Genomic DNA, 13,866 nt, shown 5'->3' on the forward strand with positions numbered 1-13,866 from the left:
TCATCAATCAGGCTTATTGGCACAAGCCTGTCCTTGTGGTCTTTTCTGTAGTCTTCCATGTTCATATATTGCCCTCCTCAATGTTTTGGCTGCTCATCAGATTCCAGGAGCCACCCTGAAATGACCGCCCGAAGGCGGTTTCGCTTTATTTGCTGGTCAGTTTTTCCCCGCAGAAAGGGCAGAAGTAGACAAGCATCTTTTCCTTGAATATTTTCATCTTTGTTTTCCCATTCTTGAGGGTAAACTGAGCGCTGGCCTCAATGGGCATAAAAGGATGTTCATTGAGAGAGTTGCTCTCTCTATGCATTGTAAATGTGTAGCCTTTAAGCACCACGGCATGATCATTGGCTTTAGGGGCCTTTTTCTTGAAGTTATCGATAAGCTGTTCTTCCATCTTTTGTTTGCAATCACACATATGTGCCTCCTTGATTTGGTGCGCAGGCCTTCCGGCCTGAGCACCCTACATTTACCCCTGATATTCCAGCCCCAGATCCAGCATCCTAAGTTTGGTGTTCCTGATGCCGTTCATTGCCCTTGCCACCACTGCCTTTTTAAAATTCTCATCATCCGACCGGGTTAAAACCTGCAAATCCAGCACAACCGCGTTCAGATCCGCATGGATCGCGTTTATCTTTTTCTGCCTGGACAGTCTTGCGTATATTTTTTTAATGAACTTCTTCATAATTTCTCCTTTCCTCAATCCGGCTTTTTAATGATTCCAAAGACTTGTCATGCGCCTCGATCAACCTGACCAAACCATACTTCACACCCTGAACCATCACCGCAGCCTCGCTTTTCTTCCGTGCTTCCGCCGGAAGGTTCGCCATCTGCTCGTTTACATAGTTCCCGATCCCATCTATATCTTTCAGCATTGCGAGAAGCTCTTCACGCGGCATAATTACCTCCCTTAATATCAAGATTGCGTTTCACCACCCTTGAAGCCATCAGACCCCGACCATCATCCAGACGAATCCACACATATTCCGGCCTTTTCGGATCAAAACCCACATCCACCTGACAACCTTCGTATTCCCTGAGCCTCTGATCCGCGTAATCATTCTCATCCACCCGGATCACGCCTTTCCAGACCCTGCGCTTGATGATTCGTATCCGAACCTTTGACCCAGGGTGCTTTCTTTTGCCTTGGTTCATCTGCCCACCTCACACGCCTTGCAAGCCTTGAAAAGTCTCACCCTCAAAGGGTTACTTGCCGAAAAAGGCTGCCTTTTGTTTTCCGCGCATTCGGCCAGATCAATTTCTCCAAGCACCGGGCAGTTTACTTTCAGGCCGCCGAAAACCTCTTTAACCTTCAATAAAACCGAGTTTAAATTTCCATTATACTTGTCGTTAATCACAAGGCTGACTGTCGCCTTTGAATATCCAAGCCGCTTTGCAACCTCTCCCTGACCAAAATCATCAACCTTCTGTCTGAGCAATCCAAGAGCATCTACTTCATTCATTTTCGGCCTCCGCTCCGCCCAGATAAACAACCTTGCCTGTGTTTCTGTCGATAACCTGCACAACCCTTTTCACCGCTGGCGGCCTCGGCCCTGTGAATTTTGACTGCAAAGCCCTGTACCTGCCCAGACCATTCCGCTTCAGATAACCAGCTGATTTAAGCATACTGGCATACGTCCTGGCGTATTTTTCCTTGATCACACATTCTTCCGTCGATGACGTAACAGCCAGATCAAGAGCGGAAAATTCCTTGATTATGAAAATAGTCCGCCACATCTGCTCCTGCGCCTGCTCCCTGTCGAACTCAACCCCTGATGAATTAACAGAAGGAGCCGCTACAAGATCCAAAGCCTTTAATCTGTATGTGATTGGCTCTTCAGATATCTTTTCGATAAAACCGGCATTTTCCCAGCCGTAAATATATTTGCGTACATTCGACTTTCCGGGAACAAGAGCATGTTTCCTGAGTTCCATTATGGTGAACTCACCCAGCTCCCGCGCCGAGTCCCATATTTTTTGCCTTGTGTTTGATGCTGCGGAGATCATGAATTCCTCCCTATATCCCCACCTGTATAAAAAGGAGTTTTGCCCCATTCAGCCATGCCGATTTCCTCAAGACCCATGCCCAGAGCCTTCTTTTCTACCCTGTCAAGGTTCACGCACGCACGTCTCACTGAACCCTTGATTACCTTTGTGATTTCCTGAATCAGATCTTCCCTGATTTTAACCCTCTTGCAGTAAAACGAGGCCAGGAGCTTGACATCCTGTGCGTCTGCTGGCTGTGCGTAGGCCCACTCAAGAACTCTTCCGTGAAACCTTTCCCAGTTATTGAGATTCCTGGGCATGTTTTCCTCTCCGATCAGCAGGATGGGCGCGTTGGAACCTTCGTAAATGTCCCTGATAATCTCAACAGCCGAGCGTTTGACAAGATAATCCATCTCATCGATGATCAGGGCTTTCTCTGTCTTGGCGAGTTGCTCGGAAATCTGGTCAACCAGCTTGTAAACCGGGCCTTGAGCCGTAATTCCCATCTGGAGCAGAATGGCTTCAAGCAGGGCGCGTTTTGTCCAGCTTGACTTGCATTCAACATAATAAGCCTTGAATTTATTGGCCGTAACAGCCGCAGACCAGCTTTTGCCGTAGCCGGAATACCCGGAAAAAGAGACGATTCTTGGAAGATGTGAAGGGCTGTTTATTGCACGCTCCATCACCTTGGCGCACAGCGCCACATTCTTTAGCGGAGCTATGGTATTGACTTGATGCAGTTCCTGTGTCACATTTGCCTCCATACATTTTGTTGTTGGTTATCTTTAAGGCCCGGTTGTGTTCCCGCACTCCGGGCCTTGCTTTTTTTTATTCCCCCTTTTAAAGGGGGCAGGGGGATTTATAACCCCCCAGCCATAAGCTGCTCAACGCCCTCATCCATCATCCTGCAAGCGTTGTAATCCTCGGTTGTCTGGAAATAGGAATGAAACCTCGCAAGCCTGTCTGATATCTTTTCACCCGCCTTGATCAGCGCATCCAGACGCTTCCAGAAATCCCACTGATCAAACATGTTTTCAGGAATCTCCTCGTTCAAAATAGCCTGTTCAAGCATTGGAAGGATCGGAGCAGCCATCTCGGCCTCAAGCTTTGACCTTAACTCCTCAAGTTCCGCATTCGGCCCAGGAGCAGGAAGCACATCATTCACCCTCACGCCTGTTTCGGCCTGGATCTCATCCACCTTTTTCAAGGCTCTTTTCATTCTGCCGATTCCACGTTTTTCAAGGGCCTGCTCCTTCATGGATACAGGGAAGAAAGCCTTCTTGTTCGCGTTCCATTCAGGTATGGCAATAAGCCTTTCATTATGGTCATAAACCCATACCCTTGATGCATCGTGGACATCGTATTCAACGATCACAAGCATTCCGTGGTAATGTTCGAGGTTCTTGCTCTTGTCAAAATAGATGTTGGTTCCAATGCTGACCTCGTTGTTTCTGGTCTGTTTTTCAATCCTTGGACGCTTAAGCGAAACCAGTTCTTCTTCAGGCAGAATCTCCGGCCTCCAGCCCTGGTCAAGATACTGCTGCCAGCGTTCAGCAGGTGTCATGTGACGTTTCCTGCCTGTCTTGGGGTCAACTATTTTCGGAAGAGACGAATGCTTGTGATAATAGTTGTACCAGACCTGAAACTGATCCATGAAATCAAGGAACTCCACCCATTCCATAGGGATGTCGCTCTTGCCTTTTTCCCGGACATCTTTATCCATGGCCAGATACACAGAACGCTCGACATCATTGCTCATGCTTTTGCCACGGAATGTTTCAAGCAGCTTCGCCCAGTTGATGGCGTTTTTATTAAAGGCCTCTATCCCACCGCGTCCCTGGGGATTTCCCGGCCTTCCGGATTTGTGTGTAGTTCCGATTCGCTCAAAAAGGCCAGTGACGTCATCCGTCATTTCTATTGCCTTGTTACCCGAACCTCCGTCAGTATAGAAAAATAAGGGAATCCCGCCGTAGGGCTTTTTCTCGTTCAGCGTGAGCGTGTGCCTTACGCAATCGCCCACTGTCTGGGCAGACTCCGCAAGACCCGCGCTCCACCCGACCTGCATCTTGGTGACGTTATCCACCGCGAAACATACTTCAGGGATAAAAGGCCGACCGTGGATAGGGTGATTAACTTTTGCCTTGACGCTGTGACCGTCCATCTGCACGATATCCATGGGCATGAAGCCGTCGTTGCTTCTGCGTACAAATGCTCTTTGCGATCTCAGTTCTTTAGGAGACTTGCGGCCTCTTTCAATGTCCAGTCTGCTGAAATTTTTCACGAATCTGCGTACCTGATCATAAGAAGGGATGTTTTCGCATCCCATGTATTCCATAAATTCGAGAGTCCAGTTTATTGAAGGCTTTGACGGCTTTCTGTAAATCGTAAGAAACTCTTTGGCCCATGCTGGAATGGCTATATCCTTGTGCGGAGATTCCGGCACAAGGCCCATGTATCCGTATTTTGCGTAATCACCTGCCCAGCGTTTGAGGGTGCGTTCGGAAAGGCCGCGTTCACAGGTTCCGCCGGATCTGTTGTTGGCCAATAAAACTGCATCAGCGAGATAACCCGGAAGCGTGCCTTGAGTCTGCATTACCAGTAGATCAATAATTCCCTGACGCTGACTTTTTGGGTGATTCTGAAGAAACTTCACAAAAGTCAGACGCGCCGTCGCTGTGTCTTTCTGCCAACCCTTGAGGGCATGAACATCTGAAACTCCTTCCTTATTATATGTAGGTCGGGTTAGGGCGTCCTTTGCCCGTAACCCGACAGGAGGCTTTGCCACAACCGGCGCACGAAGCACGATAACCTCCGCTCCGGAAGGCTCGACATCAGCTTCCTCAACCACTGGAGCAGGGGCCAGGGATTCAAGAAGGCGGTCGGATTCGGCTTTGATTATGGCGTCCTTTATGTCCGTAGGCAGCTTGGAAGCCTTGTAAAGCTTCACCTTGCCGCCCTGAACAGACTGCTCTTCACAGATCCAGTTTTCCTTTTCCTTGCTGGCTCTTCTCTGAAGAGAAGAACGAGCAATCTGGGTTGCGTCTATTATTTCTTTAAGCGAATAAGCCGTTTTCATGCCGCAGCCTCTTCAGGAACACAGTCAACGCCGGGCATTGCCAGCCATTCTTTAGGGCAGCCTTTGTCAGCCAGACAGCCCAAAACCCTTCTGTTATTCTTAACGCCGTGGATGGTCATGCTTACAAGCTGCTCAGATACCTCAAGCTCAGAGGCAACAGCCCTGCCGCTTATCCCGTTCCTGACCATCCAGACTTTAATTTCAAGGCTTTCCCTCTTCATATAATCCTCTGTTTTACTTGCGATGCTTCATTCAATTTGATAACAGTTAAAAACTAAACACCCTTAATGGAGGCCCAGATGGACTCAACGCCAGACCCAAATGAATCCTATAAGTTCAATAAAGAATCTCTCATCGATCTGTACGCTCAGGCTCATATCCTTCTTGCTCTTTTAACCGTAATCCCGCAGAAAGACTTGCAACGGTTAAAAGACCACCTTGAGCTTCAAGTCGCAACTTGCGGGCAAGAAGGTTTGCTCGGAGAGTCGAGGCTTCTTGCTCTTCAATTAGTTTCTGGAAGTCACCGTAAAGAGGACAACCCTGAAGAGTCACGCAAGCTGTTCCGTGTGATTCAAAACAACGATAAACCTCAATAGTGTTTGCTTCTGTGTTACATTTAGAGTCAGTGGACAGGCGGGATCGAAAAGACTCATATCTCGTGTACATCTTGGCAAATTCCAAGTCCTCAGTGGTCAGAAAAAGTTCCGATCCATCTTCAAGCAGGAGGCTATGAAAATGGCTGGATGAGCTACGAAGTCCTGTCAGCGCCAGACACAAATTATATGGTTCGCTTTGAGATTGAGGTGATTGATTCTTTCGATCGCAAGTATCGGAAGAAAATTGCTCTGAAGATCTCAGATAACGTTTCCAATGAGCCAAAAAAGAACACAACCATCTCTTCATAACGAATCCTCCATCTTCTTAAGCTTCTGTTTTGCCATCTTCGCCTCATGATACGCCTCAGCCCAGGTCAATAATTTATCCTGCTGCTGATCAATCGCCCGGTATCCGAGAGGCCTTATCAAAATGGACAACAACTCCGTACAGTCACAATCCACGGCCCTGCAAAACACCGGGAAAAGCTTCAGCGGCATCACATGCTCGTCAGCCTGCGGATTGAGCCACTTTTCGAGCAACGCCATACTGATCTGAGTCTTTATGCCGTGTCTGCGGCAGCTCTCCTCCATACGTTCCAGAATCTGCTCTCTGGAGTATTTGGAAGCCTTGGCCGCCGCGTTCATAGCCAGCTTCAGATCATATGAGATGTTCAGGTTCTGCCCCCTGAATTTCAGTTCCATCTGATGCACTGTCCGAGAATTCCTTATTTGTTGTCCAAAATCCGTCAATTATCTGACGTTGTAACCATGCAAAAACTGTTGTAGATTGTAGCTTCCGGTTAATTGCTTAACTTTTATGTGTCTAAATTGCTGCATTTCTGGTCATTTGTCAAGCCTAAAAATGGGCATCTTTACTTTTTATGGTACTAAATGCCCTTTATTGCAATACCAAATGATTTCAAATAGATATGCGTGGGCATCTTTTGGAACATAATGAATTCTTTTTGGGCAGCTTCGGCTTGAGAAGCTGCCCACTTTTGAGAGGTTGAAATGAGTGCTATTGGAGAACGACTTAGATCTATAAGAGGGGATTCAGCCCAGGTAGATTTTGCTAAAAAGCTTAATATCCATAGAAATACTTGGGTAAGATACGAAACAGGCGCAGTACCGCCAGATGCTAATGTTATTGCAGAGGTGTGCACTAAATTTGGTATTAATTCTGATTGGCTCTTATTTGGTACAGGGCCAAAAGAAAAAAGTTCACAAATACAGCATGAACCCCAGTCCAGCGTGATCTCATGCGCCGATAATACAGCCATAGACATCGATAACTACTGCTTCATACCTATGGTTGAATGCAGGCTGTCCGGCGGCAACGGTGAACCTGTATATTCGGAGGGAATCAAGGATTATTACGCCTTCAGAAAGCGTTTCATCAATTATATAGCCACAAACGCAAAGAATCTGGTATTGATGAGAGTGTCGGGAACCTCTATGGAGCCTGAAATAAAGGACGGCGGGACTGTGATGATAGATATGGGCAGGAAACACCCTAAAACCGGCTGCTACTTCGCCCTGGGCTACGGTGATACATTGTCAATCAAGGAACTGGAAGTACTTCCGGCTGGCATCGTGCGTGTAATCAGTAAAAACCGCAAGGATTATCCGCCATACGAAGCCAACCTGAGCGACATCCGCATAATCGGCCAGGTCGTCTGGGGCGACCGAATGTTTCCAATATAATTTTGACAGGTTTTCTGATGAGTTTAATGATGTGTTTTGTGCTGGTTTTCAATTTCAAAGTAGTGCCAAAGCTCGCGCCGATTTTTGCCCAAAAACCAAAAGTGGTGCCAAAGCTCGATTTTAACCCGAATCCCACTAAAACCCAGCAAATCCCGGCACTTCCCACATATTTTCAGCTATATCCTATGGTGCCAAAGCATTTGCTGGGTCACACTTTTTTCAAAAAGCGACCCGCCGGAGGCCGCTTTTTATTAAAAGTATTAGTTCGTTTCCCAAAAACTTCATGTTGTTTAATATCCGTATTCGGGAATCAGATATAGATACCTTTTATAAGCGATATTTGAGTACAAAACGGATAATCCAGCAAATCCAAAAGTTTTTTGCCAAGCTTTTTTTCAAAAAAGCGATCTTTACCAGTTGCTTAATAATTATGAATAATGGGAACTTAAAGTCCCCATTTATAGTTCATAATTATTGTATCAAATCAATAGATCACATAATTATTTCCCAACGATCTTTGTTGTTCTCTGAAGCTCTTCCGCAATTTCAGCCAGAATCTTTGAAGATTCGACTATTTCTTCAAGCTCGTGTTCAACTGTGGAAACTGAATTTACAAGAATTTCAGCACCTGTTGCTATGTGATCACTTTTTCTTGCCGAATCCGATGTGATCGATGCAATGCTTCTGATAGTGTCGCTTTGAGAAGTCAGGTTCTCATGAATGTAAACCTGCATTTTGCTGATTGTATCAATTATTTTTTCAATCTCGTTATTTTTGGTAACAACCTTTCCAACTGTATCATCATTAACCTTGATTCTTCCGTGAATCTCGCCAGTGGCTTCCCTTGTCTTTATGGAAAGATTCTTGATTTCATCTGCGACAACGGCAAAGCCTCTTCCTGCTTCTCCGGCCCTTGCTGCCTCTATGGTTGCATTCAAGGCAAGCAGATTTGTCTGGTCGGATATATCTCTAATCATTTCAGTGACTTTGCTTATTTCTATACTGCTCTGACGAAGGTCTGATATCAGTGCTTCGGCTTCTTTTGTTTCGTGGACAGCCTTATCAGCAACCTTTGAAGCATCTTCAACCTTTGTAAGTACAGATTGGAGCGACTGAGCGGCTTTTTCAATGGAAATCGAAACATCCTGGAGATTAGCATTTATTTCAGAAGTGTTGCCAGAAACGATTCTGCTCTGGCCGGAAGCTTCCTGGAATCCACCTGCTATATTTGATCCGCTTTCTTCCAGTTTTTTGGATTCAGAGTTGAGAAGATCTGCCTGGGATGACATTCTTTCAAATGCAATTTTTAATTGGCTTGCTGTTTTTTCAAGTTCTATCTGGGATTTTTTTTGCTCTTCAACTGATTCAAGCTGCTTTTCAATAGCCTCGTTTTGTTCGTCTTTTGCTTTTAATCTGTCCTTTTCAACAATATAAAGGATGAGAGTCAAGGCTAATACTTGTTTTATGAAATTTTCAGTCCTGAAGGCAACAAGTTGCATCTGATCATAATCAAGGATGTTAAAATCCATGCCTTTTGCTTTCATGATTTTAAGGGCTATTATTTGAAGTATGGATAGGCAGGCCCAAGTCAAGGCGCTTTTATTCCCGTGTAGAAGCACTGCAATCAGAGGAACCGACATCAACCAGTAAATTGACGAAGAATTAATGCCACCAGAAAAAATATTGTACACGCTCATGTATAGAAATAATGATGAAATCAGGGCCTCAGTCGCAAATTTGAGAGATTTTGTAAGCTTGAGGGCGAAGGCGCAGGCAAATATGAGAAACATGGCCAGAACAATATTGCCAATAAGAATTGTCTGATGCTCTTTTATCCATTTAATGATTGTTATAAGAAAGAATGGCTGAAGGAGAAAACAGGCTGATACCAGAAGTTTAGCCTTTCGCCTTATTTCTGCTTCAGAGGTCAGTTCTTCAGGGACAAACCAGTTAATCAGCTGAGCATAAAAATTCGACATGATTCTAAATCCTTGGGGAATAGAGTTCTTACCTGGGTTTTAAAGAGAAACGTTGTTTTCATATCATAAAAAGAAACTAATTCAAAAAATAAACGTCAATTTAAATAAAAATTTTGTAACTATTTCCTATAATGACTTTTAATAGATTTTTTTTGAAAGAAGTTCTTCAAAAAAATGCAGTAAAATAAATGATGGACGAATTAATTTATGTGGTTATGCTCAATTCTCAGTAACATTTGAAAGTTCATGGGCTTAACATTTTTAAAACTCTAAAAATATCAGTTTTTTGCCTACTAACAAAACCATAAAGTTTTTGCGGAGCTTTTTACAAAAAGCAACCCGCTCGAGGCACTCCCCTATCAACTTCAAAACAGCCGAAAGAATACGCTTCATCTGATTTTGGTCTATTGGGTTATAAAGCCTCGCCGGAGGCACTCGGCTTAACGTCGGATTACGGACAATGGGCGTCCTAATCCGGCCTACGCATCACCCTTTTTTGATGGCAAATTAACCATAAAAGGCACTTCTTAACTGAAAATCAGGCAGAGCCACATTAATTTATATAATGAGAAGTTATTATGATAAAATTCTGTGGTTTTTGAAAGCCTTGGGGGAACTTTTTACAAAAGTTCCCCCATAACCCAAAATGATTTGTTCCATAGATTTAAACATTTAGCCGGATCATAGCTTTTTGCGAGCCTATTATACCCGGATCGTGCCGATCGATCAGAAGGAATGCCCCCTTTTACCCCATAATCCCATTTTATCAGCTTCTTTTATCATATCCTCCCTGAAGTCAGGATGACTTATGCTGATGAGGGCTTCGGCTCTTTCCTTTGTGTTTTTCCCTTTTAGCTGGACAATGCCGTTTTCGCTTACCACATATTGAACTATTGATCGTGGAAGCGTAACAATGGCCCCTTGTGACAGAACGGGCCTGATAGTTGATTTGAGCTGGCCGTCTTTGTCGTTGAAGGTCGATTTCATGGCTATTATGCCTTTGCCGCCTCTTGAAAGGAATGCGCCGTATATGTAATCAAGTTGGCCACCTGTGCCTGAAATCTGTTTGTGACCGGATGACTCCGAGCAGACCTGACCAGTGAGATCAATCTCAAGCGCATTGTTTATGGCAACGACATTGTCGTTCTGGGATATGATTTTTGCATCATTTATATAATCCACAGGATATGACGCGCAGGCCGGATTATTATTTAAAAAGTCGTAAAGCCTTTTTGTTCCCATTGCAAATGTGTATGTCATCTTGCCTTTGTCAGTATTTTTTTTGGCACCGGAAACGAGTCCTTTTTCATAAAGATCGGCAAACGAATCCACCATCATTTCTGTATGGACTCCCAGATCCGGAATTCCCATCTCTCCTATGATTCCTCCAATCAGATTGGGCAGACCTCCTATACCTAACTGAAGACAACAGCCCTCACGTATCTCATTTATGATGTAGGACGCAATTTTTTTGTCTTCGTCCGAGGCCTGTTTCATGCTTGTTTCTGCAAGGGCAGGGTGCTCACCTTCGATTATATGATCTACTTTGGAAACATGAATAAATTCCTGGTTACCTCCAAGGCATCTCGGAATGTTTTTATTGATTTCGACAATTATTTTTTTTGATTTGGATATTGCGGCAGAAGACATTGAATTGGAAATGCCTATGTTGAAATTTCCGTTTTTACCCATGGGAGCGGCAGAAATGAATGCCACGTCGTAATCAATATACTTGCGTATTATATGCGGTCCCTGGTGATAGGTCATCGGAACGTAGCTGATAAGACCCTGTTCTCCAAGTCGTCTTGATACCGCGCTGAAATGCCAGTCACTGGTTGTTACTCTTTTCTGTTCAGGGTCAGCTTTTATTACTTCAGGTACTTTTATAAGGCATACCACTGAAAGTTTCAGATTTTCCAGTTCACCGTCCATTATTCGTTTTGATAGTGCAAGATCCAGGGAGTGAGGAAAGAGTGTGAATTCACTGTAATAAATGTTGTCTCCTGTTTTGACCATGGCCGCAGCTTCTTTGGCTGTAATCACTTTATTCTTGTATGACTGTTGATGAATATTCATGTAAATCCTCCTTCATAAAACAGATAAAACCATGGAACGTAAATTTGAAAATGCCGAATCAGGGCTGGAAAATCTGATGTCAGCAATATCAGCAACATTGTTTTCATGCCAAAGATAGCATTAAGCGTGCCATCTGGTTCATTGATGGCAAATGAGAGTGGAGTTGTGATTGCGGTGTTATTTAAGCATTGTATTATTTGAAATGATGTAACCATATTTTACAATCTGTAAAACAGGGTAGATGTAGCTCTGGAGTCGGTTCCTGATTTGGGAAAACTGCATCCGGCTTTTAAAACCGGACGCAGTTTTCTTCTAAAAGCTATTTCTTGTTTTTGGTATCCTCAGCTGCAATAGGGATGGGCGGTATTGTGGTTCCTGTCGCATTCGGATAGTTTTCAAATTTAGCAGCTTTTTTGTTTTCTTTTATGAGTTCTCCAGCTTCATGCATCAGTAGATTGAAGCGTTTCTTGCATTCATAAAAACCATGCCACCAGGCGTAATCAGGAGCCATCATGGCTGTTCCCATTCTTGCTCGCCTACCTTCATGGTGCCAGAGTTCATAAAATTCGGTTTCAAGTGACTCGTCGAACTGCTTGGAAGAGTCAAGGAGGCCTTTTTCATAAAGGCTCTCCATCATTTCCTTGGCTGGTTTGAAGTATACATTGTTGTATTCGTCAATGACCTTGTCCAGCTTGCTGTAATGGGCGTCGACCCATGTAGCTCCATGGCACTGCTGACAGACTTCCTTCATCTTGGTTCTTTCTTCTTTCCAGCTTGTTTTTGCAGGGAAGGCCTTGAATTCCTCGGGTCTTATGGACATATTGGTCTGTAGTTCCCAGGAAAGCCTTTCCGTAACATCGTGGGTGGTCTTGGTCTTGCCGGAGCCTGACATATGGCATGAAGAACAAGTAGGCGCCCTATAGTCAACTCCAGGCGTCCACATTCCAGGAGGAGAATCCCATTTGAATTTGTTGCCTGTCGCATCGTAGATGTCGCCGTGCTTTGATTCCTTGTAGATTTCTATCTGTGGATGATCAGGGCCTAAATGGCATTGACCGCAGGCCTCTGGCTTTCTTGCCTCTTCAATTGAAAACTGGTGTCTTGAATGGCAGCTTGTGCAACTACCCTTGCTTCCGTCGGGGTTGACTCTGCCGACGCCCACATTAGGCCAAGTATCCGGGTCAAGCTCACCTTCTTTCATGGCTATTACTGTGCCATGACAGTGATTGCAGCCCGCATTTCTTTCAGTGTTGCTGTTCAGTCCCTGTTTGAGCCAAGGGTCGACCTTCCACATGATTTCGACTGTATTGGCATGTTTGCTGATACTGTACTGTTTTGCTTCGTCAGGATGGCATCTTGAGCAGTCTTTTGGCGTAACAATGCCGGAAATAGGCACTTTCAGGGATGAGGGCGCATAAGGTGCATCAGGTTTTCCGTATTGCTTGTCATGTTTGGCGCTGATGTCTGTGTCGCCTGGTTCTGCCTTGTGGCAGTCATAGCATGTGATTCCTGCATTTGCGTGACGACTGGAGGCCCAATCTGAAACTATGCCTGGATGTTCCTTCTGGTGACACTGGATACAGGCCGATGCTTCAGGAGGCATGCTTCTTTCAAGATTGAACGACTTTATTTTTGAAAAATTGTCAGCGCCGACAAGGACTGCAAACCCCAGGCATAAGAAACATGAAACAATACCGGTTTTCAATTTGAAGAAACGCATTTCTTCCTCCTTAATATTTGCGTGATGATTTTAAAAAATCAATTATTAGCTTTGAACAGACTCTTTTGTTTATGAACCAGATTTCGATGGCATAGAAAACAGCTTTTGCCTTTGCCGTTATCCCCAAAAATTGCGGAACGATGAGCCAGCATTGCACCTCTTTTTTCAGAAATATACAGGATGTTCTGATGACATTTAAGGCAGTTTTCATTGGTCATGCTTGAATACACAATTTCTCGCCTCTTGGTGGAATCGTATGGCTCACCAAAAAAATGACCCCAGAAGTCCTTGATTCCGTGTTTTGTTTTGGAAAAAAAGAAGTTCACTGTCTGTTCAGGAGGCGGAAGATGACAGTCTATGCAGCTGGCTGTGAATCCCTTGGAGTTGGATGCGTGGGATGATGTTCTCCATGCCTCCACGGCTGGTTTGATTTCATGGCAAGAGGCGCAGAATGCCGGAGTTGAAGTGTCAACCATGATTTTGTACCCAAGATTCATCAATGGGAACATCGACAATGCAATTAAGAATATTATAATGGAAAACCAGATCAGTTTCTTCATTTACATCCTCTGGCAGAGTGTTTGTGTTAGTTTTATTGCAGGGAAAGTTATTTTGGCTTGTCTGGAACGTATTAGTGGGACTAAAATAGTTATATCGAATATTATTATTCGTTTCGGACGGTTTTATAAAGAAAAAAATGTCATGTGGTGCGAAGCAGAAGCAAAAAAATGT

The 13,866-nt window shown here is 44.5% G+C and carries 16 protein-coding genes and 1 other RNA gene; 2 read left to right on the forward strand and 15 right to left on the reverse strand.

Annotation, left to right across the window (positions count from 1 at the left end; all coding sequences use genetic code 11):
• Positions 1-83 precede the first annotated feature (83 nt).
• From K245_RS27205 to K245_RS0108005, 10 genes are all read right to left on the reverse strand, one after another.
• Positions 84-146: hammerhead ribozyme type II (locus K245_RS27205), an RNA gene on the reverse strand.
• Positions 146-415: a hypothetical protein gene (locus K245_RS0107965; RefSeq protein ID WP_027358861.1), complete on the reverse strand. Its 270-nt coding sequence runs from the start codon at positions 413-415 to the stop codon at positions 146-148. Before K245_RS0107965 ends, K245_RS27205 begins: the two co-directional genes overlap by 1 nt.
• Positions 416-466: 51 nt before the next feature.
• Positions 467-682: a hypothetical protein gene (locus K245_RS0107970; protein WP_027358862.1), complete on the reverse strand. Its 216-nt coding sequence runs from the start codon at positions 680-682 to the stop codon at positions 467-469.
• On the reverse strand, positions 666-896 hold the full coding sequence (locus K245_RS0107975) for a hypothetical protein (RefSeq protein WP_027358863.1): 231 nt from the start codon (positions 894-896) through the stop codon (positions 666-668). Before K245_RS0107975 ends, K245_RS0107970 begins: the two co-directional genes overlap by 17 nt.
• Positions 886-1,152, reverse strand: coding sequence for a Mu transposase C-terminal domain-containing protein (locus K245_RS0107980; RefSeq protein ID WP_027358864.1), 267 nt, complete (start codon positions 1,150-1,152; stop codon positions 886-888). The genes K245_RS0107975 and K245_RS0107980 overlap by 11 nt, the downstream gene beginning before the upstream one ends.
• Positions 1,149-1,460 carry a helix-turn-helix domain-containing protein gene (locus tag K245_RS0107985; RefSeq protein WP_027358865.1) on the reverse strand — a complete coding sequence of 104 codons (312 nt, stop codon included), beginning with the start codon at positions 1,458-1,460 and terminating at the stop codon, positions 1,149-1,151. The genes K245_RS0107980 and K245_RS0107985 overlap by 4 nt, the downstream gene beginning before the upstream one ends.
• The gene (locus K245_RS26480) at positions 1,453-2,004 is read right to left on the reverse strand and encodes a hypothetical protein (protein ID WP_051283979.1); all 552 of its coding nucleotides are present in this window, start codon (positions 2,002-2,004) and stop codon (positions 1,453-1,455) included. Before K245_RS26480 ends, K245_RS0107985 begins: the two co-directional genes overlap by 8 nt.
• Positions 2,001-2,735, reverse strand: a complete 735-nt coding sequence (locus K245_RS0107995; protein WP_198013854.1) for an AAA family ATPase — start codon at positions 2,733-2,735, stop codon at positions 2,001-2,003. Before K245_RS0107995 ends, K245_RS26480 begins: the two co-directional genes overlap by 4 nt.
• A gap of 107 nt (positions 2,736-2,842) precedes the next feature.
• Positions 2,843-5,059 (reverse strand): Mu transposase C-terminal domain-containing protein, encoded by a 2,217-nt coding sequence (locus K245_RS0108000; protein ID WP_027358867.1) that lies wholly within the window; start codon positions 5,057-5,059, stop codon positions 2,843-2,845.
• Positions 5,056-5,280, reverse strand: a complete 225-nt coding sequence (locus K245_RS0108005; protein WP_027358868.1) for a hypothetical protein — start codon at positions 5,278-5,280, stop codon at positions 5,056-5,058. The genes K245_RS0108000 and K245_RS0108005 overlap by 4 nt, the downstream gene beginning before the upstream one ends.
• A 78-nt stretch (positions 5,281-5,358) precedes the next feature.
• Between K245_RS0108005 and K245_RS0108010 the strand changes: the two genes are divergently transcribed.
• Positions 5,359-5,655, forward strand: coding sequence for a hypothetical protein (locus tag K245_RS0108010; RefSeq protein WP_027358869.1), 297 nt, complete (start codon positions 5,359-5,361; stop codon positions 5,653-5,655).
• A gap of 303 nt (positions 5,656-5,958) precedes the next feature.
• Here K245_RS0108010 and K245_RS0108020 read toward each other — a convergent pair whose 3' ends face one another.
• A complete protein-coding gene (locus tag K245_RS0108020) occupies positions 5,959-6,357 on the reverse strand; it encodes a hypothetical protein (protein ID WP_027358870.1) in 399 nt (132 codons plus the stop codon).
• Positions 6,358-6,666: 309 nt separating this feature from the next.
• Here K245_RS0108020 and K245_RS0108025 point away from each other — a divergent pair, with 309 nt between their 5' ends.
• Positions 6,667-7,359 (forward strand): XRE family transcriptional regulator, encoded by a 693-nt coding sequence (locus tag K245_RS0108025; RefSeq protein WP_027358871.1) that lies wholly within the window; start codon positions 6,667-6,669, stop codon positions 7,357-7,359.
• A gap of 500 nt (positions 7,360-7,859) precedes the next feature.
• Here K245_RS0108025 and K245_RS0108035 read toward each other — a convergent pair whose 3' ends face one another.
• From K245_RS0108035 to K245_RS0108055, 4 genes are all read right to left on the reverse strand, one after another.
• Positions 7,860-9,338 carry a methyl-accepting chemotaxis protein gene (locus tag K245_RS0108035; protein ID WP_027358873.1) on the reverse strand — a complete coding sequence of 493 codons (1,479 nt, stop codon included), beginning with the start codon at positions 9,336-9,338 and terminating at the stop codon, positions 7,860-7,862.
• Positions 9,339-10,064: 726 nt separating this feature from the next.
• Positions 10,065-11,414: an acetyl-CoA hydrolase/transferase family protein gene (locus K245_RS0108040; protein ID WP_027358874.1), complete on the reverse strand. Its 1,350-nt coding sequence runs from the start codon at positions 11,412-11,414 to the stop codon at positions 10,065-10,067.
• A gap of 319 nt (positions 11,415-11,733) precedes the next feature.
• Positions 11,734-13,134: a multiheme c-type cytochrome gene (locus K245_RS0108050; RefSeq protein ID WP_051283980.1), complete on the reverse strand. Its 1,401-nt coding sequence runs from the start codon at positions 13,132-13,134 to the stop codon at positions 11,734-11,736.
• Positions 13,135-13,172: 38 nt separating this feature from the next.
• Positions 13,173-13,694 carry a cytochrome c3 family protein gene (locus K245_RS0108055; RefSeq protein ID WP_027358876.1) on the reverse strand — a complete coding sequence of 174 codons (522 nt, stop codon included), beginning with the start codon at positions 13,692-13,694 and terminating at the stop codon, positions 13,173-13,175.
• Between the last annotated feature and the right edge of the window lie 172 nt (positions 13,695-13,866).

It is taken from the genome of Desulforegula conservatrix Mb1Pa, from assembly GCF_000426225.1.
In the GTDB taxonomy this organism is placed as follows: Bacteria; Desulfobacterota; Desulfobacteria; order Desulfobacterales; family Desulforegulaceae; genus Desulforegula; species Desulforegula conservatrix.